General features: G+C 68.8%; 22 protein-coding genes. 10 read left to right on the top strand and 12 right to left on the bottom strand.

Annotated features, from left to right (window positions below):
* Positions 1-3: 3 nt before the first annotated feature.
* Positions 4-837, bottom strand: coding sequence for a class I SAM-dependent methyltransferase (locus tag AB4120_RS20820; RefSeq protein WP_149135914.1), 834 nt, complete (start codon positions 835-837; stop codon positions 4-6).
* A 94-nt stretch (positions 838-931) separates the two neighbouring features.
* On the opposite strand from AB4120_RS20820, the gene AB4120_RS20815 reads away from it, so the two are divergent.
* From AB4120_RS20815 to AB4120_RS20790, 6 genes are all read left to right on the top strand, one after another.
* On the top strand, positions 932-1354 hold the full coding sequence (locus tag AB4120_RS20815) for a helix-turn-helix domain-containing protein (RefSeq protein WP_149135915.1): 423 nt from the start codon (positions 932-934) through the stop codon (positions 1352-1354).
* A gap of 155 nt (positions 1355-1509) precedes the next feature.
* A complete protein-coding gene (locus tag AB4120_RS20810; protein WP_392388506.1) occupies positions 1510-2472 on the top strand; it encodes a tripartite tricarboxylate transporter substrate binding protein in 963 nt (320 codons plus the stop codon).
* Positions 2473-2534: 62 nt separating this feature from the next.
* A complete protein-coding gene (locus AB4120_RS20805; protein ID WP_441642790.1) occupies positions 2535-3356 on the top strand; it encodes an enoyl-CoA hydratase/isomerase family protein in 822 nt (273 codons plus the stop codon).
* Between the two features lie 3 nt (positions 3357-3359).
* The gene (locus AB4120_RS20800; RefSeq protein ID WP_441642789.1) at positions 3360-5558 is read left to right on the top strand and encodes an acetate--CoA ligase family protein; all 2199 of its coding nucleotides are present in this window, start codon (positions 3360-3362) and stop codon (positions 5556-5558) included.
* Positions 5555-6385, top strand: a complete 831-nt coding sequence (locus tag AB4120_RS20795; protein WP_441642788.1) for an alpha/beta fold hydrolase — start codon at positions 5555-5557, stop codon at positions 6383-6385. Before AB4120_RS20800 ends, AB4120_RS20795 begins: the two co-directional genes overlap by 4 nt.
* 43 nt (positions 6386-6428) lie before the next feature.
* A complete protein-coding gene (locus AB4120_RS20790) occupies positions 6429-7253 on the top strand; it encodes an IclR family transcriptional regulator (protein WP_149135918.1) in 825 nt (274 codons plus the stop codon).
* On the opposite strand, the gene AB4120_RS20785 is transcribed toward AB4120_RS20790, so the two are convergent.
* Together AB4120_RS20785 and AB4120_RS20780 are read right to left on the bottom strand one after the other, a co-directional pair.
* A complete protein-coding gene (locus tag AB4120_RS20785; protein WP_441642787.1) occupies positions 7240-7515 on the bottom strand; it encodes an FmdB family zinc ribbon protein in 276 nt (91 codons plus the stop codon). The two genes, AB4120_RS20790 and AB4120_RS20785, sit on opposite strands and share 14 nt — an antisense overlap.
* 83 nt (positions 7516-7598) lie before the next feature.
* On the bottom strand, positions 7599-8249 hold the full coding sequence (locus AB4120_RS20780) for a hypothetical protein (RefSeq protein WP_441642786.1): 651 nt from the start codon (positions 8247-8249) through the stop codon (positions 7599-7601).
* Positions 8250-8500: 251 nt separating this feature from the next.
* Between AB4120_RS20780 and AB4120_RS20775 the strand changes: the two genes are divergently transcribed.
* On the top strand, positions 8501-9028 hold the full coding sequence (locus tag AB4120_RS20775) for a DUF3016 domain-containing protein (protein WP_187645140.1): 528 nt from the start codon (positions 8501-8503) through the stop codon (positions 9026-9028).
* Here the strand turns inward: AB4120_RS20775 and AB4120_RS20770 are convergent.
* On the bottom strand, positions 9025-10449 hold the full coding sequence (locus tag AB4120_RS20770) for a sensor histidine kinase (RefSeq protein WP_149137515.1): 1425 nt from the start codon (positions 10447-10449) through the stop codon (positions 9025-9027). The genes AB4120_RS20775 and AB4120_RS20770 overlap by 4 nt on opposite strands.
* Positions 10450-10480: 31 nt before the next feature.
* Entirely contained in the window at positions 10481-11185 is a 705-nt protein-coding gene (locus AB4120_RS20765; protein WP_149135922.1) for a response regulator, read from the bottom strand.
* A 211-nt stretch (positions 11186-11396) separates the two neighbouring features.
* On the opposite strand from AB4120_RS20765, the gene AB4120_RS20760 reads away from it, so the two are divergent.
* A complete protein-coding gene (locus AB4120_RS20760; protein ID WP_441642785.1) occupies positions 11397-12458 on the top strand; it encodes a porin in 1062 nt (353 codons plus the stop codon).
* Positions 12459-12556: 98 nt separating this feature from the next.
* On the opposite strand, the gene AB4120_RS20755 is transcribed toward AB4120_RS20760, so the two are convergent.
* Both AB4120_RS20755 and AB4120_RS20750 read right to left on the bottom strand, forming a co-directional pair.
* Positions 12557-13927, bottom strand: coding sequence for a PQQ-dependent sugar dehydrogenase (locus AB4120_RS20755; RefSeq protein WP_441642784.1), 1371 nt, complete (start codon positions 13925-13927; stop codon positions 12557-12559).
* Positions 13928-14026: 99 nt separating this feature from the next.
* Positions 14027-14512: a GFA family protein gene (locus tag AB4120_RS20750; RefSeq protein ID WP_149135925.1), complete on the bottom strand. Its 486-nt coding sequence runs from the start codon at positions 14510-14512 to the stop codon at positions 14027-14029.
* Between the two features lie 313 nt (positions 14513-14825).
* Here AB4120_RS20750 and AB4120_RS20745 point away from each other — a divergent pair, with 313 nt between their 5' ends.
* Positions 14826-15176, top strand: coding sequence for a hypothetical protein (locus tag AB4120_RS20745; RefSeq protein WP_441642783.1), 351 nt, complete (start codon positions 14826-14828; stop codon positions 15174-15176).
* Between the two features lie 62 nt (positions 15177-15238).
* Here the strand turns inward: AB4120_RS20745 and AB4120_RS20740 are convergent, their stop codons facing one another.
* From AB4120_RS20740 to AB4120_RS20720, 5 genes are read right to left on the bottom strand one after another with little or no spacing between them, the layout of a single operon-like run.
* A complete protein-coding gene (locus AB4120_RS20740) occupies positions 15239-16174 on the bottom strand; it encodes a LysR family transcriptional regulator (protein ID WP_441642782.1) in 936 nt (311 codons plus the stop codon).
* Entirely contained in the window at positions 16174-17076 is a 903-nt protein-coding gene (locus tag AB4120_RS20735; protein WP_144195206.1) for a 2-hydroxy-3-oxopropionate reductase, read from the bottom strand. The genes AB4120_RS20740 and AB4120_RS20735 overlap by 1 nt, the downstream gene beginning before the upstream one ends.
* A gap of 29 nt (positions 17077-17105) precedes the next feature.
* Positions 17106-17894, bottom strand: coding sequence for a 2-dehydro-3-deoxyglucarate aldolase (gene garL, locus AB4120_RS20730; RefSeq protein ID WP_149135927.1), 789 nt, complete (start codon positions 17892-17894; stop codon positions 17106-17108).
* Between the two features lie 22 nt (positions 17895-17916).
* Entirely contained in the window at positions 17917-19011 is a 1095-nt protein-coding gene (locus tag AB4120_RS20725) for a malate/lactate/ureidoglycolate dehydrogenase (protein WP_441642781.1), read from the bottom strand.
* 3 nt (positions 19012-19014) lie between these two features.
* Complete coding sequence (locus tag AB4120_RS20720) at positions 19015-20010, bottom strand: Bug family tripartite tricarboxylate transporter substrate binding protein (RefSeq protein ID WP_441642780.1); 996 nt, start codon at positions 20008-20010, stop codon at positions 19015-19017.
* 281 nt (positions 20011-20291) lie between these two features.
* Between AB4120_RS20720 and AB4120_RS20715 the strand changes: the two genes are divergently transcribed.
* On the top strand, positions 20292-21971 hold the full coding sequence (locus AB4120_RS20715) for a thiamine pyrophosphate-binding protein (RefSeq protein ID WP_441642779.1): 1680 nt from the start codon (positions 20292-20294) through the stop codon (positions 21969-21971).
* Positions 21972-21983 lie beyond the last annotated feature (12 nt).

The raw sequence follows: 21983 nt of genomic DNA, 5'->3' as shown, positions 1-21983 counted from the left end.
GGCTCACCCCTCCGCCTCAATCATCCAGCACGCCACATCCAGCCTGACCGTCTCGCCGTGCACGTAGGGTTCGAACGCCGGGCGTACGGCATCGATGACGGCTTTCCGTCGGCTTTCGTCGAGGTCGGGGAGGATGCGGCCCAGGGGGCCGAGGCGGGTGATGTAGGTGAGCAGGTCTTTTTCGGCGAAGGTGCACGTGACGTCGATGGGCTGGAGGCTGATGCCGTGCCAGCCGCTGTCTTCCAGGATTTGTTCGACGCGGGCGGCGTTGGCGAAGGCGAACTGGCCGGGGGCGTTGGGTTGGCGCGGGGGCAGTTCGGGCAGCAGCGGGGCGGCGGCTTGTTCGGCGGTGGTCATGAACGGGTTTTCGGCGGCGCTGCGCCAGGCGATGGCGCGCAGCGCGCCGTTGGGGCGGAGGGCCTGGCGCAGGTTGGCGAAGGCGCGGACGGGGTCGTCGAAGAACATCACGCCGAAGCGGGACACGATCAGGTCGAAGCTGGCCGGGGCGAAGGCGTGCGTCTGGGCATCGGCGAGGATGAATTGCGCCGGCACTTGCTCACGTGCGGCGCGGGCCTGGGCGGCGGCGAGCATCGGGGCGGAGATGTCGATGCCCGTGGCCTGGCCGGCCACCCGGGCCACGGCCACGGTGGTGCCGCCGGTGCCGCATCCCACGTCCAGGACGGCGCGGGCCTGGCACTCGGCGGTGGTCTGGGCCAGCAGGTCTTCGAACGGCTGGAACAACTGGTCGAGGATCGCCTGGGCATCCACCCAGGCATTGCCGGCCGTGCCGTTCCACAGCGCGGTCTGGGAGTCATCGGTCGGGCGGGTGGCATCCATGCGGGTCTCCTGATGGGTCTGGCTTGTGTGCCTGGCTTGTGTGCGGGGGTCGAAGCCTGCAATATGCCAGGTCAAGTCAACTTGAGGTCAAGACGTGAGCCTGGAGATTTCCGAGGTGGTGCGGCAGTCGGGCGTACCGGCCTCCACGCTGCGGTTTTATGAGGAAAAGGGCCTGATTGCGCCCATTGGCCGGCGGGGGCAGCGCCGCGTGTTCGATGCCGGGGTGCTGGAGCGCCTTGCGCTGATCGCGCTAGGGCGCGCCGCCGGGTTCTCGCTCGACGAGATCGGCGCGGTCTTCGTGCCGGGCGGGCAGCCGCGCATCGACCGCACGATGCTGGCCGACAAGGCCGACGAACTCGACCGGACCATCCGCAAGCTCACCGCCATGCGCGACGGCCTGCGCCACGCCGCCGCCTGCCCGGCGCCGAGCCATATGGAGTGCCCGACCTTCCGCAAGATCCTTGGCCTTGCCGCCGCCCAGCAGGCCCAGCCGCGGCGGCGACGTCCTCCCACGTAATTCCATTGGATGGAATTGGCCCATCGCGCCGATGCCCGCCGAAGCCTAACCTGTAGCCATTCCAGACACATGCCCCGCACCCGCGAGGGCGTGGATAAACGCTACAGGAGACAGCCTTGGCACTTCCCAGCATTCGTTCCGTTTCCCTTGCCCTGATCGCCGCCGCGTGGGTGCCCTTGACGTCCTTGGCACCCGGCGCGGCGCAGGCCGCCAGCACCTTCCCAGACAAGCCCGTCCGCATCGTGGTGCCGTTCTCGCCCGGCGGCGGCACGGACCTGATCGCCCGGGCGATGGGCGTGGCCATGGGGCAAGACCTCGGCCAGGCCGTGGTGATCGACAACCGCCCCGGCGGCGGCACCATCATCGGCACGGACAATGTGGCGAAAAGTGCGCCCGATGGCTATACGCTGGTCATGGCGACCTTCGCCCATGCGGTGAACCCGAGCCTCCAGCCGAAGCTGCCCTATGCCACCGACAAGGCGTTCGCGCCGGTGATGCTCGTCGGCCGCTCGCCCAATGTGCTGGTGGTGCGCAAGGACAGCCCATACAAGACCGTGCAGGACGTGATTGCCGCCGCCAAGGCCAAACCGGGGCAGGTCTCGTTCGCCTCGCAGGGGCCGGGCACGTCGGCGCATCTGGCCGGCGAGCTGTTCAAGCGGCTGGCCCACGTTGACCTCAATCACATCCCCTACAAGGGCGCCGGCCCGGCCATCACCGACCTGCTTGGCGGGCAGGTGGACATGATGTTCGCCACGGCGTCCGCCGTCGGCAATCTGCTGGAAGGGGGCAAGCTGCGCGCCCTCGGCGTGACCAGCGCCCAGCGCTCCGCCAGCCCCGACCTGGCCAGCGTGCCGACCATCGCGGAGGCCGGCGTGCCCGGCTACGTGGCGGAGAGCTGGTACGGGCTCTACGCGCCGGCTGGCACGCCGGGCCCGGTCATCGCCCGCCTGAACGCGGCGGCGCGCAAGGCCGTGACATCCGAGGCATTCCGCAAGCGCGCCGACGCCGAGGGCCTGATCGTGAGCCCCGGCACGCCCGACGACCTTGCCCGCTACGTGCGGGGCGAGGCGTTGCGCTGGAGCCAGGTCATCAAGGACGGCCACATCAGCCTGAACTGAACATTCCCAATCCGATTTCTTCCGATTTCATCCGATTTCATCCGATTTTTCCGAGCCCCGACATGACCCATCTTCCCGATTTCCAGCTGATCCAGTTCGCGGTGCGCGATGGCATCGCCGTGCTGACCCTGAACCGCCCGGACAAGCGCAATGCCATCAGCGATGCCATGCGCAGCGAGCTGATCGTCGCGCTCGAGCACGCCACCGCCAGCCGGGACATCCGCGCGCTGGTGCTGACCGGCAACGGCAAGGGCTTCTGTGCCGGCGGCGACGTGGCCGGCATGCAGCGCCGCATGGACGCGCCGCCGGGCGAAGTCGGCTTCAACGGCTGGACGCGCCAGCAGCGCGTGCATCATTCCGTGGCGCTGCTGCACAACATGCCCAAGCCCACCATCGCAGCCGTCAACGGCGGCGCCAACGGCCTGGGCGCGGACATGGCGATGGCCTGCGATTTCGTCATCGCCGCCGAATCGGCCAGCTTCACGTGGTCTTACATCCATCGCGGCCTGATTCCCGATGGCGGTGGCATGTACTTCCTGCCGCGCCGCACGGGCCTGGCCACGGCCAAGGCGCTGATCTTCTCGGGCCGCAAGGTGGAGGCCGCGGAGGCGCTGCAACTGGGCATCGCCGACCGGCTGTCCGCATCGCCCGAATCGTTGCTGGGCGATGCGCTGGCCTGGGCTGCCGAACTCTCGCACGGCTCCCCGACCGCGCTGGCGCTGGGCAAGAGCATCCTCAACCAGACCTTCGAGCTGACCGCCGACCAGGTCTTCGCGCAGGGCAGCCAGGCGCAGGGCATCTGCTACACGAGCACCGAGCACCGTGAATCGGTGATGGCGTTCCTGGCGAAGGCCGCCGCCGCCAAATCCACGCAGCAGGGCTGAGCCATGACATCCCACTCCCTGACTTCGTCGGCCACTGCTTCGGCCACTTCCTCCGCCATCGCCCGGCTGGTCAAGCCGCGCAGCGTGGCCGTAATCGGCGCATCGGCCGATCCGAACAAGACTTCCGGCCGCCCGGTGTCCTACCTCACGCGGCACGGCTTTGGCGGGGCGATCTATCCGGTCAATCCGAAGGTGACCCAGATTGGCGACCTGCGCTGCTATCCCGATATCGGCTCGCTGCCCGAGGTGCCCGATGTCGGCATCGTGCTGCTTGGCGCCGAGCGCGCCCATCTGGCGGTGCGTGAGCTGGCGCAGCGCGGCACCGGCGCGGCCATTGTGCTGGCCAGCGGCTACACCGAGACCGGCGCCGACGGCGCGCGCCGGCAGGCCGAACTGATCGAGGCAGCCGGCAGCATGCGGCTGCTGGGGCCCAACACCATCGGGCTGGTGAACCTGACGGACAGCATTCCGCTGTCCGCCAGCGGTGCGCTGGAGATGGAGCATTTCCCGGCGGGCAGCATCGGCGTGGTGTCGCAGAGCGGCGGCATTCTTGGCGCGCTGCTTTCGCGCGCGGCGGCGCGGGGTATCGGCCTGTCCAAGCTGGTCTCCACCAGCAACGAGGCCGATCTGGACCTTGCGGATTTCATCGACTATCTGGCCGACGATGACGCCACGCGGGTGATCGCCCTGTATGTGGAAAGTGTGCGGCATCCCGAGAAGTTCCGCGCGGCGGCGCTGAAGGCGGCGGCGGCCGGCAAGCCGGTGGTGGCCTTCAAGATTGGCCGCTCCGAGGCGGGCGCGCGCGCGGCGGTGTCCCATACGGGCGCGATGGCCGGCGCGGATGCGATGTACGACGCGCTGTTCCGGCAGGTGGGCGTGATCCGGGCGCAGACCTTTGCGGACCTGATCGACATCCCGGCCGCACTGGCCACGGGCCGTGTGCTGCACGGCAAGCGCGTGGCCGTGCTGACCTCGACCGGCGGCGCGGGCACGCTGGTGTCGGACAGCCTGGGCATGTCCGGCTTCGAGACGCCGCCGCCGGACGCCGCCACGGCCGAGCGCCTGCGCGCGCTGCAACAGGGCGACCATGCCGCGCTCGACCGCAACCCCATCGACGTCACGCTGGCCGGCCTGCAGCCCGACCTGTTGCGCGGGGCGATCCGCGCATTGCTGGCCAGCCCGAGCTATGACGCCGTGGCGATCATCGTCGGTTCCTCCGGGCTGGCCATGCCCGACCTGATGGCCAACGCCATCCGCGACTGCCTGCCCGAGAGCGACAAGCCGGTGCTGGCCTACGTCAGCCCCCATGCGCCGCAGGTGGCGGCGGTGCTGAACCAGCGTGGCGTGCCGGCGTTCAGCGCGCCGGAATCGTGCGCGGTGGCGCTGGGTGCGATGCTGGCCGCCGGCGCCTTGGCCGGTCTGGGCGCCAGTGAGCCGACGGCGGTGCCCGAGGTCGATACCTCGGACCTGCCGCCCGGCCCGCTCGACGAAGCGGCCGCCAAGCAGCTGTTCGCGCGCTTCGGCGTGCCGGGGGTGCGGGAGGTCGTGATCGAGGACGAAGGCAAGGACAAGGATACGGACAAGGATAAGGACAATGCAGGCGCCCGGTCCGCCGCAGAATCGCTGGGCGAGCGCGTGGTGCTCAAGATCCTGTCGTCGACCATCACCCACAAGAGCGATGTGGGCGGCGTGGCCGTCAACGTGCGGCCGCAGGCCGTGCCGGCGCGGCTCGCCCGCATGCGCGAGGACGTCAGCCGCCACCTCGGCCGCACCGGTCACACCGGCCCGGCGCCCACACGCTTCGTGGTGCAGGAGATGGTGGAGGGCGGCGTGGAGCTGATCCTCGGCATGCACCGCGACGCGCTGGGCACGGCAATCCTGCTCGGCATGGGCGGGGTGACGGCGGAGCTGTTCCAGGACACCACCATGCGGCTGCTGCCGGCGCAGGGCGGCCTGCCGCGCGACGAGGCCCTGGCGATGATCCGCGCGCTGAAGACCTGGCCGCTGCTGGATGGCTATCGCGGCCGGCCCAAGGCTGACGTGGAGGCGCTGGCCGATGCTATCGTTGCGTTTTCGGCGATGGCCGCCGCCATGGGGGCGCGGCTCGTCGAGGCGGAGATCAATCCGGTCTTCGTGCTGCCGGCCGGGCAGGGGGTGCGCGCGGCGGACGGCGTGGTGGTCATCGGGGAGGCAGGACCTTGAAGGAAGACGCATCGGCGGCGGCATTCGTCGCACGATTGGCGGCGCAGGGCACGACCTGCGTCACGGAAGCGGCCGGGTGCCGCATGGTGTGGCGCCGCTTTGGCAGCGGGCCAGACGTGCTGCTAGTGCACGGCGGCCACGGCAGCTGGCTGCACTGGGTGCGCAATATCGAGGCGCTGGCGGCCCGCCATACGGTCTGGGTGCCGGATCTGCCCGGCTACGGCGCCTCGGGCGACCCGGCGGGGACTGACCTGCCGGCGCTGGTGGAAGCCGTGGCGGCGGGCTTCGCCCAACTGCCCGGGATGGGCGATGTCGATCTGGTCGGCTTCTCGTTCGGCGGACTGACGGCCTCGCATCTGGCCTCCCGCCTGCCCGGCGTGCGCGGACTGGCGCTGCTGGGGCCGGGTGGCCATGGCGGCACACGGCGGCAGACCATCGCCCTGGTCGACTGGCGCCGCGCCGAGCGCCCCGAGGCGCTGGCGGCGGCGATGCAGCAGAACGTCGCCGCGTTCATGATCGCGGACCCGGGGAAGGTGGATGCGCTGGCGCTGCTCGCCTATACCGAGTCCTGCCGCGAAACGCGCTTCCGCAGCAAGCAGATTTCGCGTGCGGGCGGGCTGGGCGAGGCGCTGAACCACTTCGGCGGGCCGGTGCTGATGGCCTTTGGCGAGCACGATGTGACCGCCGATCCGCCGGCGGTGCTGGCCAGCCTGATCGACGGGCGGGACGGCCGGCGCGGCGAGATCGTGCCAGGCGCCGGCCACTGGGTCCAGTACGAGGCCGACGCCGCCATCAACGCGCTGCTGCTGGCGTGGCTGGCGCGCTGAGTGGCTGATTGAGCAGCACACAACACGCGCAGGAGAACCGATCGTGGACATGCAGGATGCCCGGCGCCGGGCGCGTGGTCGCGCGGCCAGCACGCTCGCCAATCGCTCGCTTGAACGCGGCATCGAGATCCTGCGCGCGTTCCGCCCCGGCGCCGATGTGCTCGGCAATGGCGAATTGGCGGAACGCACCGGGCTGGCCCGGTCCACGGTCTCGCGCCTGACCCAGAGCCTGGTCGACACCGGCTTCCTCCAGTACGACGCCACGCTGCGCGCCTACCGCCTCGGCGCGCCGGTGCTCAGTCTGGCGCACGCGATGCATGCGGGATCGGTGGTGCTGCAGGTGGCCGCGCCGATGATGCGCGAACTCGCGCAGGCCGAACACATCAACGTGGGGCTGGCCATGGCCGACCGCGACGAGATGGTCTATCTGGAATCGATTCGATATAGCCGCAAGGTGTCGCTGCGCACGGTGGTGACAGGGCAGCGGGTGCCGATGGCGCTGACCTCGCTGGGCCGCGCGTGGCTGGCGGTGGCGCCGGCTGAGGAACGACAGGCGCTGATGGACACCTTCGCGCGCAGGTCCCCGTCAGGCTGGCCGGCGCTGGAGCGCGAAATCCTCGATGCCATGGCCCAGGTGGCGCGCCAGGGCTGGTGCGCGGCAAGCTGGCAGCCCGAAGTGGTGGCGCTGTCCACGCCGCTGCGGCTGGCCCATCATCCGGTTCATGTATTGAATGTCAGCGTGTCCACGAAGGCGCCGGTGGCGGAAGCCATCGCGGAACTGGCGCCGCACCTGATGCGGCTGGCGGGAAAGATTCAGGCGGCGTTCGAGCGCGACGATCAGGCGACGTGGCGGTTCAGCCCGAGCTGAACTTGGACCAGCCCGCGCCACCCCGGCCACCATCGGCACGCCCGGCCAGCTTCACCGGCCCGCAGCAGCCACACCCCGCACCGTGGCTCGACAACTCAGACGGCACGGCCCCCGGCGCCCCCGCCAACGCCGGCGCGGCCACCAGCGCCCGCGCCGCAGCCTTGCCACAGTGGGGGCAGCTAACCGGCTCATCCCGCTGCGCCATCGGCCGCATCAACGCAAAATCACCGCAATCGTCACAGCGGTAGTCATAGGTGGGCATCGCATCTCCGCTGGATCGGGGAACAAGAAGGGTTCAGCTTACGCCAGGGCTCGTAAAACGTCGATGGCGAGGAACCCGGGCGGTCAGGGGCCGTAGGTCAGATGCCGGGTTCGGTGATCTCGCATGCGAAGCGTCTCGAGCCAGTCTTGCCATGTCTCTGGATCGATATTCCCCAACATTCGCGCCTCGGCCCGCTTCAAGTAGGCCGCCTGCTGGGGCAGGCTCAAGCCTTCCCAGTACCTGTCCCAGATGCTCTCGTACCAATGCGCGGCGTCGCCCTGCAGGCAGATCGCCAGCGGCCCGAGTTCGGGCCACGCGACCCACGGCGGCGGGGGCGAAAAGTCGGAAAGGGCGGAGAGCAGCGCCATGTCGCGGGTCAGGACGCGAACCTGTTGGCCGCCTGTCACCTCGGATTCGGCGAAAAGGGTGTCGAGTTTTCCCGCTGCGACACAAGCCCGATAGCGCGGCAGGTCGTCCACCTCGATGCTCTGCGACTGCACGAAGGCGTAGATCCCAACCTCGCCCAGCCAGATGGCACCAGGGTACGCCGGCAGCGGAATTTCCTCGATCGGGGCGCCCTCCGGAAACATCTCCCGCAACGCCGCCCGTGGCAGCGCGAACGCACGCTCCAGCGCGGCGATGCGGTGCTTCAGCCAGTCGGCTTCTGCCGCCGCTTCCTCCCGTCTGGCCCGGGCTTCGGCAAGCCGAGTCGTCCATTTTTGAAACGAAAGCATGATGCCCCTTAGGAATAGGGGGCGCACGGCGAGCATGGCATCGGTCTTCCGCGAAGTAAAAAACTGTGACGCAACTGTAACTTTCTGGGGCGGCGTAGCTGGGCGGAAGCGCCAGACGTTCACGTCTGACCTATCCTGAAACCAGCCCGGGCTCAGCGGCTGGATGCCGGGCGGCGCATGGGTTCCTGTCCTGTTTTATGTCCGGGCATCGTCCGTCGCGTTCCAGGCCGTGCTTTCGCAGGCGTGATGCCATGTCCACGTACTTTCTGCCCATTCTGGTTGCCGTAGCGGCGCTGGGGCTGGCCGGGGCGGCCGGGGGCGCGCCGGCGCCTTCGCAGGCGCAGCCGTCTTCCGCGTTGTCGGTGACGTTTATCCATCCGGAGACCTATACCGACGCCTCGTGGTCGCAGTCGTATGGCAGTGACCGGCAGGTGCTCGATGAACTTCGGCGGCACTTCGCCAGGCTGGCGGCGCGCGGGTTGCCGGCGGGGTATTCGCTGACCATCGAGGTGCTGGACATCGATCTGGCCGGCTATCTCGACTGGCGCTACGCGCAGCAGGTGCGCGTGATCCGGGATGCCACGTGGCCGCGCATGACGTTGCAGTACGAGCTGCGCCACGGCGACGAGGTGGTGGCCAGCGCGCAGGAGCGCATCTCGAACATGAACTTCGGCTGGGGCGTGAATCTGTACGGACCGTCGGACCGGCTGCGCTACGAGAAAGTCATGCTCGATGACTGGTTCGGGCGCCGCATCGGCAAGCTGACGGGCAAGAGCTAGGCCGTCTTGCCCTCGCCCTTGCCCTCGCCCCCGGCGGGCGGGAAATGGAGCGCCACGGTCAGCCCGCCGCCGGGCGTGTTGCCGAGTACCACGGCCGCGCCGTGGAGGCGGGCGATTTCCCGGACGATGGACAGCCCAAGCCCGCTGCCGGCACGCGACACGCCGGCTTCACCCCGGTAGAAGCGCTGGAACACGGCTTCCCGGTCTTCCGGCGCGATGCCGGGGCCGTTGTCCTCTACCTGTAGCCGCGTGCCGCGCACGCGCACCGTCACCATGGAGCCGGCGCCCGCGTAGCGCACCGCGTTGTCGATCAGGTTGCCGAGCAGTTCCTGGAGCAGTTCAGGCTGGCCGTCGATCTCGTCCTGCGCGTCGCCAGTTTCGACAACGTCCGCTTCGAAACCCAGGTCTACGCCGTCCCGCCGGGCCAGCGGTGCCCAGTCCAGCGCCACTGCCTGCGCCAGCGCGCCGAGCCGCAGCCGGTGGAGCGTGGGCGCGTAGCCGCTGTCCGGCTCCAGCCGCGAGAGCGACAGCAGTTGCTCCACCTCTTTCGCAGCCTGCCGGACCGAGCCGTTGAGGCGGGCCAGATGCGCGCGCGCGCCGGCGAGTTCACGCTCGCGCAGGGCCAGTTCCGATTCGGCCTGGATGATGGCCAGCGGCGTCTTGAGCTGGTGCGCGGCGTCGGCAAAGAAGCGCTTGCGCCCCTCGACCATGCGCTGGAGCCGTGCCACGTACTGGTTGACGGCGTTGACCAGCGGCTGGGTCTCCACGGGCAGCGTGGCGGCGTCCAGTGGCTGGAGGTCGTCCGGGCCGCGTGCGCTCATCGCCTCCGATAGCCGGTGCAGCGGCCGCAGCCCGCGCCGCACCCCGAACCAGACGATGGCCAGCGCCAGGCTGACCAGCATCAGCTCCTGCAACAGCGACCCCATCAGGATGTGCTTGGCCAGTTGCGCGCGCGGCTCGGTGGTCTCGGCCACGAGCACCCAGACCAGCTGGGTGCGCGCCGAGCGCACGTCATGCAGCGGCAGCGGCATGGCGGCCATGCGCACCGGCTCGCCGCGATAGGCGGCATCGTAGAACTGCGTGCGATAGAGCGCGCGCACCGGCTGGGTGGGCATCGGCAGGGCCGGATAGCCGGTGATGGTGGCGCCGGTCTCGTCGCGGATCTCGTAGTAAATGCGCGAGCCGGCCTCGGCGTCGAACACTTCGAGGGCGAGGTAGGGCACTTCCACCTCCACGCGGCCGTCGCGCAGGCTGATGCCCTCGCGCATGGCCTTGAGCGAGGCGGCCAGCGTGCGGTCGAACGCTTCGTGGGCGGCCGCCATGGCGCGGCGGTCAGTCAGCCACGCGTCGAGCGCCAGCAGCCCGAGCAGCGGCAGCAGCAGCCACAGCGAGAGCTGCCAGCGCAGGCTCGCCGATTTCATCCCCGGCTTCATCGTCGGCTTCATCGCCGACTCATGGCTGGGCGGCCAGCGGGGTGTCTTCAGCCGCCGGGGCGCGCGCCTCCAGCAGGTAGCCCAGCCCGCGCAGCGTGACGATGCCGACGCCGCTGCCTTCCAGCTTCTTGCGCAGGCGGTAGACGTAGATCTCGATGGCGTCCGGGTTCACCGACTCATCGATGCCGAAGATCTTCTCGGAAAGCGCGGCCTTGTTGACGGCCCGGCCATCGCGCAGCAGCAGGATCTCCAGCACCGCGCGCTCGCGCCCGGTGAGCGCCAGCAGCGTGCCGTGCAGCGTAAAGGCGCGGCTGACGGTGTCGTAGTGGAGCGGCCCGCAATGCAGCGCGGTGCGGTCGTGGCCATGGCTGCGCCGGATCAGCGCGCGGGCGCGCGCTTCCAGCTCGGTCAGGGCGAAGGGCTTGGCGAGGTAGTCGTCGGCGCCAAGGTCCAGGCCGCGCACGCGGTCTTCCACGGAACCATGCGCAGTCAGGATCAGCACCGGCACCGGGTTGCGCCGCTGGCGCAGGCGCCGCAGCACTTCCAGGCCGTCCAGGCGGGGCAGGCCGATATCGAGGATGGCCAGCGCGTAGTCCTGCGTGGAGAGCAGGTTGTCGGCGCTGGCGCCGTCGTGCATGCAATCGACCGTGAAGCCGCTCTGGCCGAGGGATTCCACGAGGGAGGCGGCCAGTTTCAGGTTGTCTTCGGCAAGCAGGATACGCATGGCAGGGTCACGGCGGGGACGACGGAGGCGGCAGGGGAACGGCAACAGCGCGTGAGTGATACCGGGAAGCGGCGGGGCGGGCTAGCTAGGGAAAGCCCCAATCCGCGCGCCCGCAACGGTCCGAATTTGAAGGATTTTCGAAAGCGATCTGAAAGTGAGCCTCCCATACCATTCGCGCCGTTCACTCACAAAAAAGACACAGGAGACAGGCATGAAACGGAAGGCATGGGTCGTTGCCGGACTGGCTTGCGTCGCCACGGGCGGCGCGGCGGCGCAGTCCAGCGTCACGCTGTACGGCATCGTGGATTCGGGCGTGGAGTATCTCAACCACGCGGGGCCGGGCGGCGGTTCGGCGGTCAAGTTGATCTCGGGCGGCAAGAATACCTCGCGCTGGGGCCTGCGCGGCACCGAGGACCTGGGCGGCGGCCTGAAGGCCGTATTCCAGCTGGAGAGCGGCATCGCCCTTGACACCGGCAAGCTGGACACCGACAACACGCTGTTCGACCGCCGCGCCACCGTGGGCCTGCAGAACAAGTGGGGCCGCCTGCTGCTGGGCCGTGACTTCACCACGACCTACGACTTCATGCTGCCGTTCGACCCGATGGGCTACGCGCCGAACTACTCGTGGGCGACTTCGTCCACGGCGTCGGGCGGGCGCAAGGACGGCATGTTCTCGCGCGCCACCAATGTGGTCCGCTATGACGGCAAGTTCGGCGGCGTGAAGCTGGGCGCCACCGTTGCGCTGGGCGAGGTGCCGGGCGAGTTCAAGTCTTCGTCGAAATATGACGTCGGCGTCGGCTATTCGTCCGGTGGCTTCGCCACGGCCGTTACCTGGGATCGCCAGAATGGCGCGGGCGGCAGCACCACGCCGGCCGATACCTTGGACTATATCCAGGGCGTCCACGCGGGCGCCAGCTATGACTTCGGCTCGCTTGCGCTGTACGGCGGCTACCGCAACTACAAGCGCGCCTTCACGAACGGCGCGGCGTCGCAGCTGAGCGACATGTACTGGCTGGGCGCGGCGTACGACTTCACGCCGGCCTTCACCCTCTACGGCGCGGTGTACAAGCAGAACATCAAGGGCGCGACGGACGGCGACCCGATCCTGTTCTCGCTGCGCGCTCAATACAATCTTTCCAAACGCACCATGGCCTACCTGTCCGCAGGCTATGCCAAGGCGCGCAACGGTCAGACCGTGAGTCTCTCGCGCGACCTGGCGGGCTCTGCCAACAACCAGGTCGGCGTCACGGCGGGTCTCCAGCACCGCTTCTGATTCTTTACGGTTGGACTGTTGTTCCGGACCATCGTGGTGGGTGGTCTTCCGGCGGCGCGAGGGGCTCGCACCGCCGGTTTTTGCATTTTTAGCCGACGCTATTGAGTCGCGCCGGTCACGCGCCAGATCACGTTGCCGACGTCATCGGCCACCAGCAACCCGCCGCGCTTGTCCACGGCCACGCCTACCGGGCGGCCCTGGGCGTCGCCGTCCGCGGTCAGGAAGCCGGTCAGCACGTCGAACGGCGCGCCGTTGGGCTTGCCCTGCTCGAACGGGACGAAGATCACCTTGTAGCCGGCGCGCGGCTTGCGGTTCCAGGAGCCATGCTGGCCGACGAACATCCCGTGCTGGAAACGCGCCGGCAGGCTGTTTCCGGCGGCGCTGGCCAGCCCCAGCGAGGCCGTGTGCGTGCCGACGGCGTAGTCGGGCACGATGGCCTTCGCCACCAGATCCGGAGCGGACGGCTTCACGCGCACATCCACATGCTGGCCGTAATAGCTGTACGGCCAGCCGTAGAAGCCGCCATCGCGCACGGAGGTGATGTAGTCCGGCACCAGATCGCTGCCGATTTCATCGCGCTCGTTCACGGCGGTCCACAACATGCCGTTGGTCGGCTCCCAGGCCATGCCGTTCGGGTTGCGCAGGCCGCTGGCGAACACGCGATGCTGGCCGGTCTGGCGGTCCACCTCCCAGATGGCGGCGCGGCCCGCTTCCTTGTCGATGCCATTCTCGGCCACGTTGCTGTTCGAGCCGACCGTGACGTAGAGCTTGTTGCCGTCCGGGCTGGCGATGATGTTCTTGGTCCAGTGGTGGTTCAGCGGCCCGCCTGGTAAATCGACGAGTTTCTGGCCCGGCGCAGTGATTGCCGGCTGCCCCGGCGCGTAGGGATAGCGCACCACGGCGTCGGTATTGGCCACGTAGAAGTCATTGCCGACCAGCACCATGCCGAACGGCGAGTTCAGATCCTTGAGGAAGACCGAGCGCTCGTCGGCCACGCCGTCGCCGTTGGTGTCGCGCAGCAGCGTGATGCGGTTGGCGCTCGGCACGCCCGCGCCAGCGCGCTTCATGACCTGCTTCATGACCCAGCCCCGGATGCCCTTGCCGTCATCGGGCTTGGGCGGCGCGTTCGACTCGGCGACGAGGACATCGCCATTGGGCAGCACGTAGACCCAGCGCGGATGGTCGAGCTTGTCGGCGAAGGCGGTTACCGTCATGCCGTCCGCCGCCACCGGCTTCTTGCCGTCCTCCCAGCCCTTGGCCGGCGCGATATGCACGGTCGGGATCAGGGTCTGGTTCGGCTCGGGCAACTGCGGCGACGGGCCGATGCCGGCCGACTCCGGCAGCTTGGCGGACTCGCCGCAACCGGTGGCGAGCAGCGCGGCGGCGGTCAGGCAGAGAGCCAGGGGGAGAGGACAATGGAGAGGAAGATGTAGAGGAAGATGGAGAGGACTACGGCGGAAGCTCGGCATGTCAGGCTCCTTGCGCGCGGGGCGCCTTGTTTCGAGCATAGGAAATCACTTGGCCGGCGTCTGTCGGCCAGTGTCCGACTTTATGCTGCCGCCGCCATTTCAGGCGAGCAGGCCGTGCCGCTTGTGCCAGTCGTGCAGTGATTCCTCCGGCCAGGTCTCGCAATGCCGATGGCCTTTGCCGCGTGGCACATCCACCCATGGCGCGACGTTCTCCAGCGAAGCCTCGACCACTTCAGGCGGGCGGGGCAGGGGCGTGTCGATGGCGCTTGCGTTGGGGTAGACCATGTCGGGCCAGCGCGGGTCCCAGAGCCACAGCGGGCTGCCGCACTCGCCGCAGAAATGGCGGAATGCCTTCGATCGCTTGGGGCGCTGGCCGGGCTCGCGCATCACGGCGTGATAGCGCGAGACGTGCTTCTTGCCGCGAACGCGCAGCGAGTGGGCATCCCCGCCGAGGTTGATGCCATAGCCCCCGCCGCCGCCGGTCTTGCGGCAGATCGAGCAATGGCAATGCATGTAGGGGCAGGGCGAGTCGGACTCCAGACTGAACTGCACGGCGCCGCATTGGCACGAGCCTTCGAGATGCATGATGCCTCCTGGTTGGCAAGGTCGATGCCTTCCAGTGTGGGCGACGGCGCCCCTCGCTTCAAGCACGCCAAATCTGCGATATCCGCGAAAAGTGTGGCGTTGTCGGAGAGTGTCTGTCAGCGCGGATGTGTTTTTGTAAGGAGATGTTGGAATGCGGCACGCGCGGCACGAGTCGGCTTCTAAACTTCGGTGCGCGGCGCAGGAAGCAAGACATCCTGCGCACGGCATTGCGTGGTGCCCTCGCTGCCAAAGCTTGTAGCTTGTAGCTTGTACGTGGGCACCGTCCGAGATAACAACATCTGAGAGGTCTCATATGTCCACGAACAAGTCCACGAACCAAATCATCCGCACTACCTCGCTGATCGGCGCCCTGACCGCCGGGCTGTTGTCCGCCACCGCGTTCGCCCAGACCACCGCCGCCCCGGCACCCGCTGGCGGCAACGCCGCCGTGCCGCCGGGCATGACACAGATTCAACCGCCGAAGGACCCGCTGGTGGAGCGCCGTGAAGCCCGCAAGGTCGCGAGCGACCAGTACAAGGCCGAGAAGGCTGCCGCGAAGGGCGAATACAAGCAGGACCTGAGCGCCGCCAAGCAGGAGCGCAAGGACGCCAACAAGGCGGCCAATGAAACCGCCAAGCAGGAACTGCAGGCGCCGAAGCAGTAATCGGCGAAGCGAGAGAATCCAGCCGGATTCTGCTGACCGGGGGCGGGCTGACTGGGGCGGGGCTAGACCAGCCGCGCTCCCGGCCACGCCCCGGACATCACGATATTCCGCACGGACTGCCGCACGGTCTGCATGATGTCCCACAACTCGGGCACCACGGTGCGATTGCGCGCCGTGGCCAGCACCACCTGGCGCGTCACCACTGGCTCCATCAGCCGGGCCGAGTGCAGCCGACCCTGTGCCACGCGGTCTGCCACGGCGGCGAAGGGCAGCAGCGTGGCGCCACAACCATCCTCCACCAGCCGCATCGACACCGTATTCGAGGCATCGCACTCCAGCGCCATGTTCAGCGTGGTGCCGGCGCGCGCGGCCAGCGATTCGGCCAGCACGCGCAGGCCGTGGCCGGTGCTCGGCAGGATCAGCGGCACCTCGCCCAGCCGCCGCACCGGGAAGGTCAGGCCAAGGTGACTCCACGAGGTGGGCGTCACCAGCGTCAGGTCTTCTTCCAGCAGCACATCCACCTTCAGCGCGCCTTGCTGCTCGGGCAGGTAGAGCAGGGCGACGTCGATCTCGCCGGCAGCCAGCCAGGCGAGGATCGGGCTGGCCAGCCCCTCGGCAAAGCGCAGCCTGGTCGCCGGAAAGCGCTGCTTGAGCGCCGTGCCGATGGACGCGAAGGCGGTATTGGCGATGGTCGGCTGCGCGGCGATGACCAATTGGGACGGCCCCTGCGCCGTGGACTTGCGCACGGCGGCACGGGCCTCGCTGAGCGTGACCGCCACCTGGCGCGCGTAGCCGAGCAGCGTGGAGCCGGACTCGGTCAGCACCACGCCCCGGCCGCTGCGGTGGAACAGGCGCGTGTCCAGCGCCGCCTCCAGCCGGGCGATCTGGCGGCTGACCGTGGACTGGTCCGCGCCAAGCTCCAGCGCCGCGCGGGAGATGCTCTGCGTGTTGGCCACGCAGACAAAGCACGCAAGGTCGTCGGAGTTCAGCGCTGACATCAGCCCGCCGTCTTGGGCTTGTCGCCGATGGCGAACGAGGCCATATGCTCGATCGCCTTGACCAGCCCCGAATGGTCCCAGCCAGCGCCGCCCTGCGCCACGCAGACGTTGAACAACTGCTGGCAGGACGCCGTGTTCGGCAGCCCCAGCCCCAGCGCCTTGGCCGTGGACAGCGCCAGGTTCAGGTCCTTCTGGTGCAGTTCGATGCGGAAGCCCGGGTCGAACGTGCGCTTGATCATCCGTTCGCCATGCACTTCCAGGATGCGCGAGCTGGCAAAGCCGCCCATCAGCGCCTGACGCACGCGCGCCGGGTCCGCGCCGGCCTTGGCGGCCAGCACCAGCGCCTCGCCCACGGCCTCGATGGTCAGCGCCACGATCACCTGGTTCGCCACCTTGGCCACCTGGCCGTCACCGACATTGCCGACCAGCGTGATGTTCTTGCCCATCAGCTGGAGCAGCGGCAGTACGCGGTCGAACACATCCTGCTTGCCGCCGGCCATGATCGACAGCGTGGCGGCCTTGGCCCCCACCTCGCCGCCGGACACCGGCGCATCCACATACTCGCAACCCAGCTTCTCGATGCGCGCGGCGAACTCGCGTGTCTCGATTGGCGAGATCGAACTCATGTCCACCACCGTCTTGCCCGGGCTCAGGCCATCGGCCACGCCTTGCTCGCCGAACAGCACGCGCGCCACGTCCGGGGTATCGGGCAGCATCAGGAAGATGACGTCGGCCTGGCGCGCCACCTCGGTGGCATTGGCGCAGGCCTGCATGCCGGCGTCCTGGAGCGCCTGCGGCACGCCGCTGCGGGTGTGGGCGTAGACCGTGTGGCCGCCCGCCTGAAGGTGCTGCGCCATCGGCGCGCCCATCACGCCGAGTCCGATGAATCCGATCTTGCTCATGTTGGTGTCCTATCTATATAGATATCGCGTCATTGCGCAAAGCGCTCGCGCAGCGCGCGGGAGGCATCGCGCAGCAGCGTGTGGTCCAGCCCCACGGCGACGAAGTGCGCGCCCATGTCGAGGTAGCGACGGGCGTCGGCCTCCACGGGGGTCAGTGTGCCGATGGCCTTGCCGGCGCGGTTGGCGGCGTCGTAGATCTGCGCCACGGCGGCCTGCACCTCCGGGTGGTTGGGGTTGCCCAGGTGGCCGTAGGCAGCGGCGAGGTCGTTCGGGCCGATGAAGATGCCGTCCACGCCGGGCTCGGCGCAAATCTCGTCGGCGGCCTCCACGCCCTTGCGGCTCTCGATCTGCACCAGCACGCAGATGTTCTCGTTGATGGTCTGGAAGAAGTCCGGCAGCGTGCCGTAGCGGTTCTGGCGCTGCACGCCGGACACCCCGCGCACGCCGTCCGGCGGGTAGCGCGTGGCCCGCACCGCGCGGCGCGCTTCCTCGGCCGACTCCACGAAGGGGATCAGGAAGTTATAGAAGCCGATATCCAGCAGGCGCTTGATCAGCACGGGGTCGTTCCAGGGTGGCCGTACTACAGGCGCGCTGGTGCTGTCCTTGAGCGCCATCAACTGCGGCACGAAGGTCAGCACGTCGTTGGGCGCGTGCTCGCCATCGAGCAGCATCCAGTCGAAGCCGGCCAGGCCGATGATCTCGGTGGTAACCGGCTGGCCGAGCGAGGTCCAGCAGCCAATCAGCCGCTTGCGCGCGAGGATGTCGGCGCGGAACTGGTTGGGCAGCGGGGAAAGCTGGGGCAGGTGAGGAGTCGTCATGAGAATTCCTTGAGCCTTGGGTTCAGGCCGCCGCCAGGGCGGAGAGTGGGCCGGGCGACTGGCCGCGCGCCTGGAGCACGCGCGCCGCGGCGTCGTCGAGCTGGGCCAGCGTGCCGGCATCCACGGGGATAAAGTCGGCGCGAGCCTTGCGCCATGCGCGTTCGGGGTCGCCGGGGAGGCGGATGGCATCGTTGCCCGGTTGCAGCCGGGACGCCTTCATCCATTCGACAAAGGCTTCCACCTCATGGCCGAAGGTGGTGCTGCTGCCAAGGCGGGCCGGGTCGAAGATGATCGCCAGCATGTTGTTCCAGACCGCATGCTCGTGCGTGAGCGTTTCCGGGCGGATGGTATGGCCGCCAGTGACTGCGGCGCCGAGCAGCTCGCACATCACGGCCAGCACGTAGCCCTTGTGCTCGCCGAACGTGCGCAGCGCACCCTGCGGCGTGCCGGGCGCCGGGAACATGACCGAGGGGTCGTCGGTGGGGTGCCCGGCCGGGTCCATCAGGCTGCCAGCCGGCACCGGCACACCCTTGTTATTGGCCACGCGCACCTTGCCCAGCGCGATGGCGCTGGTGGCAAAGTCCAGCACCAGCGGCGGGGCGCCCGCCACCGGCACGCCAATCGTGAACGGATTGGTGCCAAAGCGCGCGTCGTAGCCGCCATGCGGCGCCACGATCGGCTTGGACAGCACGTTCACGAAGTGGATCGAGATCATGCCGGCCGCGGTGGCCTGCTCGGCCCAGTGGCCCACGCGCCCCAGATGGTGCGAGCGCCGCAGCCCCATCACGCACACGCCATGCTCCTGCGCGCGGGCGATGCCCATGCGCATGGCCTCCTCGGTGACCGCCTGGCCCATGCCCCGGTTGCCGTCCAGGCTCAGGATGCCGCCGGACTCATGCACCACGCTGACCTGCTGGTTGAGCTGCAACTGCTCGCCCAGCCAGGACAATACGTACTTCGGGATCATGCCCACGCCATGCGAGTCATGGCCCGAAAGATTGGCGCCGACGAGGTGGTCGGCGGTCAGTTGCGCCTCACGCGCATCGGACCCCGCCGCCAGCCACAGGTCCACGACCCAGCGATGCAGGCCGGCGGTCGGAATACGGTGTTCTGCCATGCGTTACTCCAGGTGAATATTGGCGACCTTGATCAGGTTGGCCCACTTGGCCACCTCGCTCTTCTGGAACTTGCCGAGTTCGGCCGGGCCGGCGCCGGACGGCTCCACCCCCATGCCCGCCAGCTTCGCCTTGATGTCCGGCTGGTGGATGATCTTGTTGATCTCGGTGGCCAGCTTGTTGACGATGGGCATCGGCGTGCCGGCCGGCGCGAAGATCGCCTGCCACGAGACGATTTCATAGCCCGGCAGGCCCGATTCGGCCATGGTCGGCACATCGGGCAACTCGGCGGCGCGCTTGGCGCCGGTGGTGGCCAGCGCGCGGAACCTGCCGGACTGCACCATCGGCATGGCGGCCACGCTGTTCTCGAAAACAATGTCCACCTGGTTGCCGAGCAGCGCCTGTACCGCCTGGCTGCTGCCCTTATACGGCACGTGGGTCATCTTCAGGCCGGCCATGTTGGCGAACAGTTCGGCGGCCAGATGCTGGGAGGTGCCGTTGCCGGACGAGCCGAAGTTGATCGACCCCGGCTTGGCCTTGGCCGCCGCCAGCACGTCCTGCACCGACTTGTACGGGCTGTTCACGTTCACCACCAGCACATTGGGCAGCGTGCCGATCAGCGCCACCGGCTGGAAGTTCTTGATCGGGTCGTACGGCATCTTGGGGTACAGGCTCACGTTAATGGCGTGCGAGCTGATGGTGCCGCCGAGCAGCGTGTAGCCGTCCGGCGCGGCCTTGGCCACGTAGTCCGAGCCGATATTGCCGCCAGCGCCGGCGCGGTTTTCCACCACCACCGACTGCCCGAGCACCTGGGACAGCCGCTGGCCGATCAGCCGGCCCAGCAGGTCCGTGGTGCCGCCCGCCGCGAACGGCACGACGTAGTTGATCGGCTTGCTGGGGTAGTGGTCGGCGGACTGGGCTTGCGCCAGCGGGGCGGCCGCCATGCATCCAAGGCAAAGCACGGCGAGCGCCGGCCGCATCAGTCGATGAGGAAAGGGCATTGCATGGTCTCCTGTTGCGCGAACGTTGTTATGGGACGGCCGGGATGGCTGTCGGGGTGTCGCGGGCGGGCGCGCCGTCATGGCAGCATCGCCTCGGTAGCCAATCTACACGGGCGCGAGGCGCGCTGCCTTGCATAAAACGCATAACAGAAATGCACGATAGACCCCCCGGCGGCGCCCGTCAAACGGAAAAATGCCTGTCATCGCCGCCTGCTCCCTTGTCTGGCGCCTTGCTTCGCTCCGCCTTGGCGCCGCCTCCGATCCTGTCCATACTCTTCGTCATGACCGCTCAAACCCCATCCTCCCAGGCCCGCACCGGCGGCCGTGTCCTCGTGGACCAACTACGCCTGCATGGCACGGAGCGCATCTTCTGCGTGCCCGGCGAGAGCTTCCTGGACGTGCTGGACGCCTTGCACGACCAGCCTGCCATCGACCTCGTGGTCACCAAGCACGAAGGCGCCGCCGCCAACATGGCCGAGGCCGACGGCAAGCTGACTGGCCGCCCCGGCATCTGCTTCGTCACCCGGGGGCCGGGCGCCACGCACGCCAGCATCGGCGTGCATATCGCCCAGCAGGACTCCACGCCGATGATCCTGTTCGTGGGGCAGATCGCCCGTGCCCACAAGGGCCGGGAGGCATTCCAGGAGGTGGATTACGCGGCGGTGTTCGGCACGATGGCCAAGTGGGCGGCCGAGATCGACGATCCGGCGCGGATTCCCGAGATGGTGGCGCGTGCCTTCCAGGTGGCCACGTCGGGCCGGCCCGGCCCGGTGGTGCTGGCGCTGCCCGAAGACGTGCTCGATGATCTGGTGGACTGCGCGGACGCCGCGCCGTACCGCACCGTGGCGGCCGCCCCGCGCGCCGAGGATGCCCGGGCGCTGGCCGACGCGCTGGCCGAGGCCCGCCAGCCGCTGGTGATCGCCGGCGGCGCCGGCTGGACCGACGCGGCAGTGCGTGACTTCGCCGCCTTCGTCAAGGCATGGAACCTGCCCGTGGCCTGCGCCTTCCGCCGGCAGGACGTGATCGATAACCGCGACCCGCACTACATCGGCCATCTGAGCCTGGGCGTGAGCCCCAAGCTGGCCGAGCGGGTGCGCACGGCCGACCTGATCGTGGCGGTCGGCACCCGGCTGGGCGACATCGCCACCGATGGCTACACGCTGCTGGAAGTTCCGCGCCCGAAGCAGAAGCTGGTGCATATCCATGCCGATAGCGGCGAACTGGGCCGCGTCTACCAGTCGGCGCTGCCGATCCATGCAGGTGTGGTGCCGGCGGCGGCCATGCTGGCCTCGCTGCCTGCGCCGGCTTCTATCGGATGGAAGGTTTGGACCAGCGGCGCCCGGGCCGAGCACGAGGCCTTCGTCACGCCGCCCAAGCCGCATGCGGAACTGACGGGCGTGGATATGGCCGCGGCGATGTCGCACCTGAACGCCGTGCTGCCCGAGGACGCCATCCTCAGCAACGGCGCCGGCAACTACACGGTCTGGCTGCACCGCTTCTATGCCTACAAGCGTCCGCGCACGGAACTGGCGCCCACCTGCGGCGCGATGGGCTACGGCCTGCCGGCCGCGATTGCCGCGAAGCTGCGCGCCCCCGAGAAAACCGTGGTCTGCCTGGCCGGCGACGGCTGCTTCCTGATGTACCCGCAGGAGATCGCCACGGCCGCCGCGCATGGCGCCAACCTGATCGTGATCCTGGTGAACAACCGCATGTACGGCACCATCCGCATGCATCAGGAGAAGCGCTACCCGGGCCGCCAGAGCGGCACGACCATCGCCAACCCGGATTTCGTGGCGATGGCGCGCGCCTGCGGTGCATGGGCGGAGCGGGTGGAGAAGACGGAGGACTTTGCGGCGGCCTTCGAGCGCGCCCGCAACGCCGGCCAGCCGGCCGTGCTGGAGCTGATGACCGACCCGCTGCAGATCACGCCGGCGATGCGCGTGACCGAACTGCCGGCCTGAGCCGGGATCAGA

The organism is Cupriavidus sp. 2KB_3, from assembly GCF_052115685.1.
Taxonomy (GTDB): Bacteria; Pseudomonadota; Gammaproteobacteria; order Burkholderiales; family Burkholderiaceae; genus Cupriavidus; species Cupriavidus campinensis.
Note: the sequence above shows the minus strand (reverse complement) of the source record. Positions and strands in the feature narration are given on the sequence as shown.

What these genes read in the sequence shown, in the direction of transcription:
- AB4120_RS20800 (WP_441642789.1), top strand. Translation starts at nt 3,360, where the DNA reads ATGACATCCCACTCCCTGACTTCGTCGGCCACTGCTTCGGCCACTTCC.
- AB4120_RS20785 (WP_441642787.1), bottom strand. Translation starts at nt 7,515, where the DNA reads ATGCCCACCTATGACTACCGCTGTGACGATTGCGGTGATTTTGCGTTG.
- AB4120_RS20725 (WP_441642781.1), bottom strand. Translation starts at nt 19,011, where the DNA reads ATGGCAGAACACCGTATTCCGACCGCCGGCCTGCATCGCTGGGTCGTG.
- AB4120_RS20735 (WP_144195206.1), bottom strand. Translation starts at nt 17,076, where the DNA reads ATGAGCAAGATCGGATTCATCGGACTCGGCGTGATGGGCGCGCCGATG.
- AB4120_RS20750 (WP_149135925.1), bottom strand. Translation starts at nt 14,512, where the DNA reads ATGCATCTCGAAGGCTCGTGCCAATGCGGCGCCGTGCAGTTCAGTCTG.
- AB4120_RS20820 (WP_149135914.1), bottom strand. Translation starts at nt 837, where the DNA reads ATGGATGCCACCCGCCCGACCGATGACTCCCAGACCGCGCTGTGGAAC.
- AB4120_RS20740 (WP_441642782.1), bottom strand. Translation starts at nt 16,174, where the DNA reads ATGTCAGCGCTGAACTCCGACGACCTTGCGTGCTTTGTCTGCGTGGCC.
- AB4120_RS20775 (WP_187645140.1), top strand. Translation starts at nt 8,501, where the DNA reads ATGTCCACGTACTTTCTGCCCATTCTGGTTGCCGTAGCGGCGCTGGGG.
- AB4120_RS20715 (WP_441642779.1), top strand. Translation starts at nt 20,292, where the DNA reads ATGACCGCTCAAACCCCATCCTCCCAGGCCCGCACCGGCGGCCGTGTC.
- AB4120_RS20780 (WP_441642786.1), bottom strand. Translation starts at nt 8,249, where the DNA reads ATGCTTTCGTTTCAAAAATGGACGACTCGGCTTGCCGAAGCCCGGGCC.
- AB4120_RS20755 (WP_441642784.1), bottom strand. Translation starts at nt 13,927, where the DNA reads ATGCCGAGCTTCCGCCGTAGTCCTCTCCATCTTCCTCTACATCTTCCT.
- AB4120_RS20760 (WP_441642785.1), top strand. Translation starts at nt 11,397, where the DNA reads ATGAAACGGAAGGCATGGGTCGTTGCCGGACTGGCTTGCGTCGCCACG.
- AB4120_RS20720 (WP_441642780.1), bottom strand. Translation starts at nt 20,010, where the DNA reads ATGCCCTTTCCTCATCGACTGATGCGGCCGGCGCTCGCCGTGCTTTGC.
- AB4120_RS20745 (WP_441642783.1), top strand. Translation starts at nt 14,826, where the DNA reads ATGTCCACGAACAAGTCCACGAACCAAATCATCCGCACTACCTCGCTG.
- garL (WP_149135927.1), bottom strand. Translation starts at nt 17,894, where the DNA reads ATGACGACTCCTCACCTGCCCCAGCTTTCCCCGCTGCCCAACCAGTTC.
- AB4120_RS20805 (WP_441642790.1), top strand. Translation starts at nt 2,535, where the DNA reads ATGACCCATCTTCCCGATTTCCAGCTGATCCAGTTCGCGGTGCGCGAT.
- AB4120_RS20770 (WP_149137515.1), bottom strand. Translation starts at nt 10,449, where the DNA reads ATGAAATCGGCGAGCCTGCGCTGGCAGCTCTCGCTGTGGCTGCTGCTG.
- AB4120_RS20765 (WP_149135922.1), bottom strand. Translation starts at nt 11,185, where the DNA reads ATGCGTATCCTGCTTGCCGAAGACAACCTGAAACTGGCCGCCTCCCTC.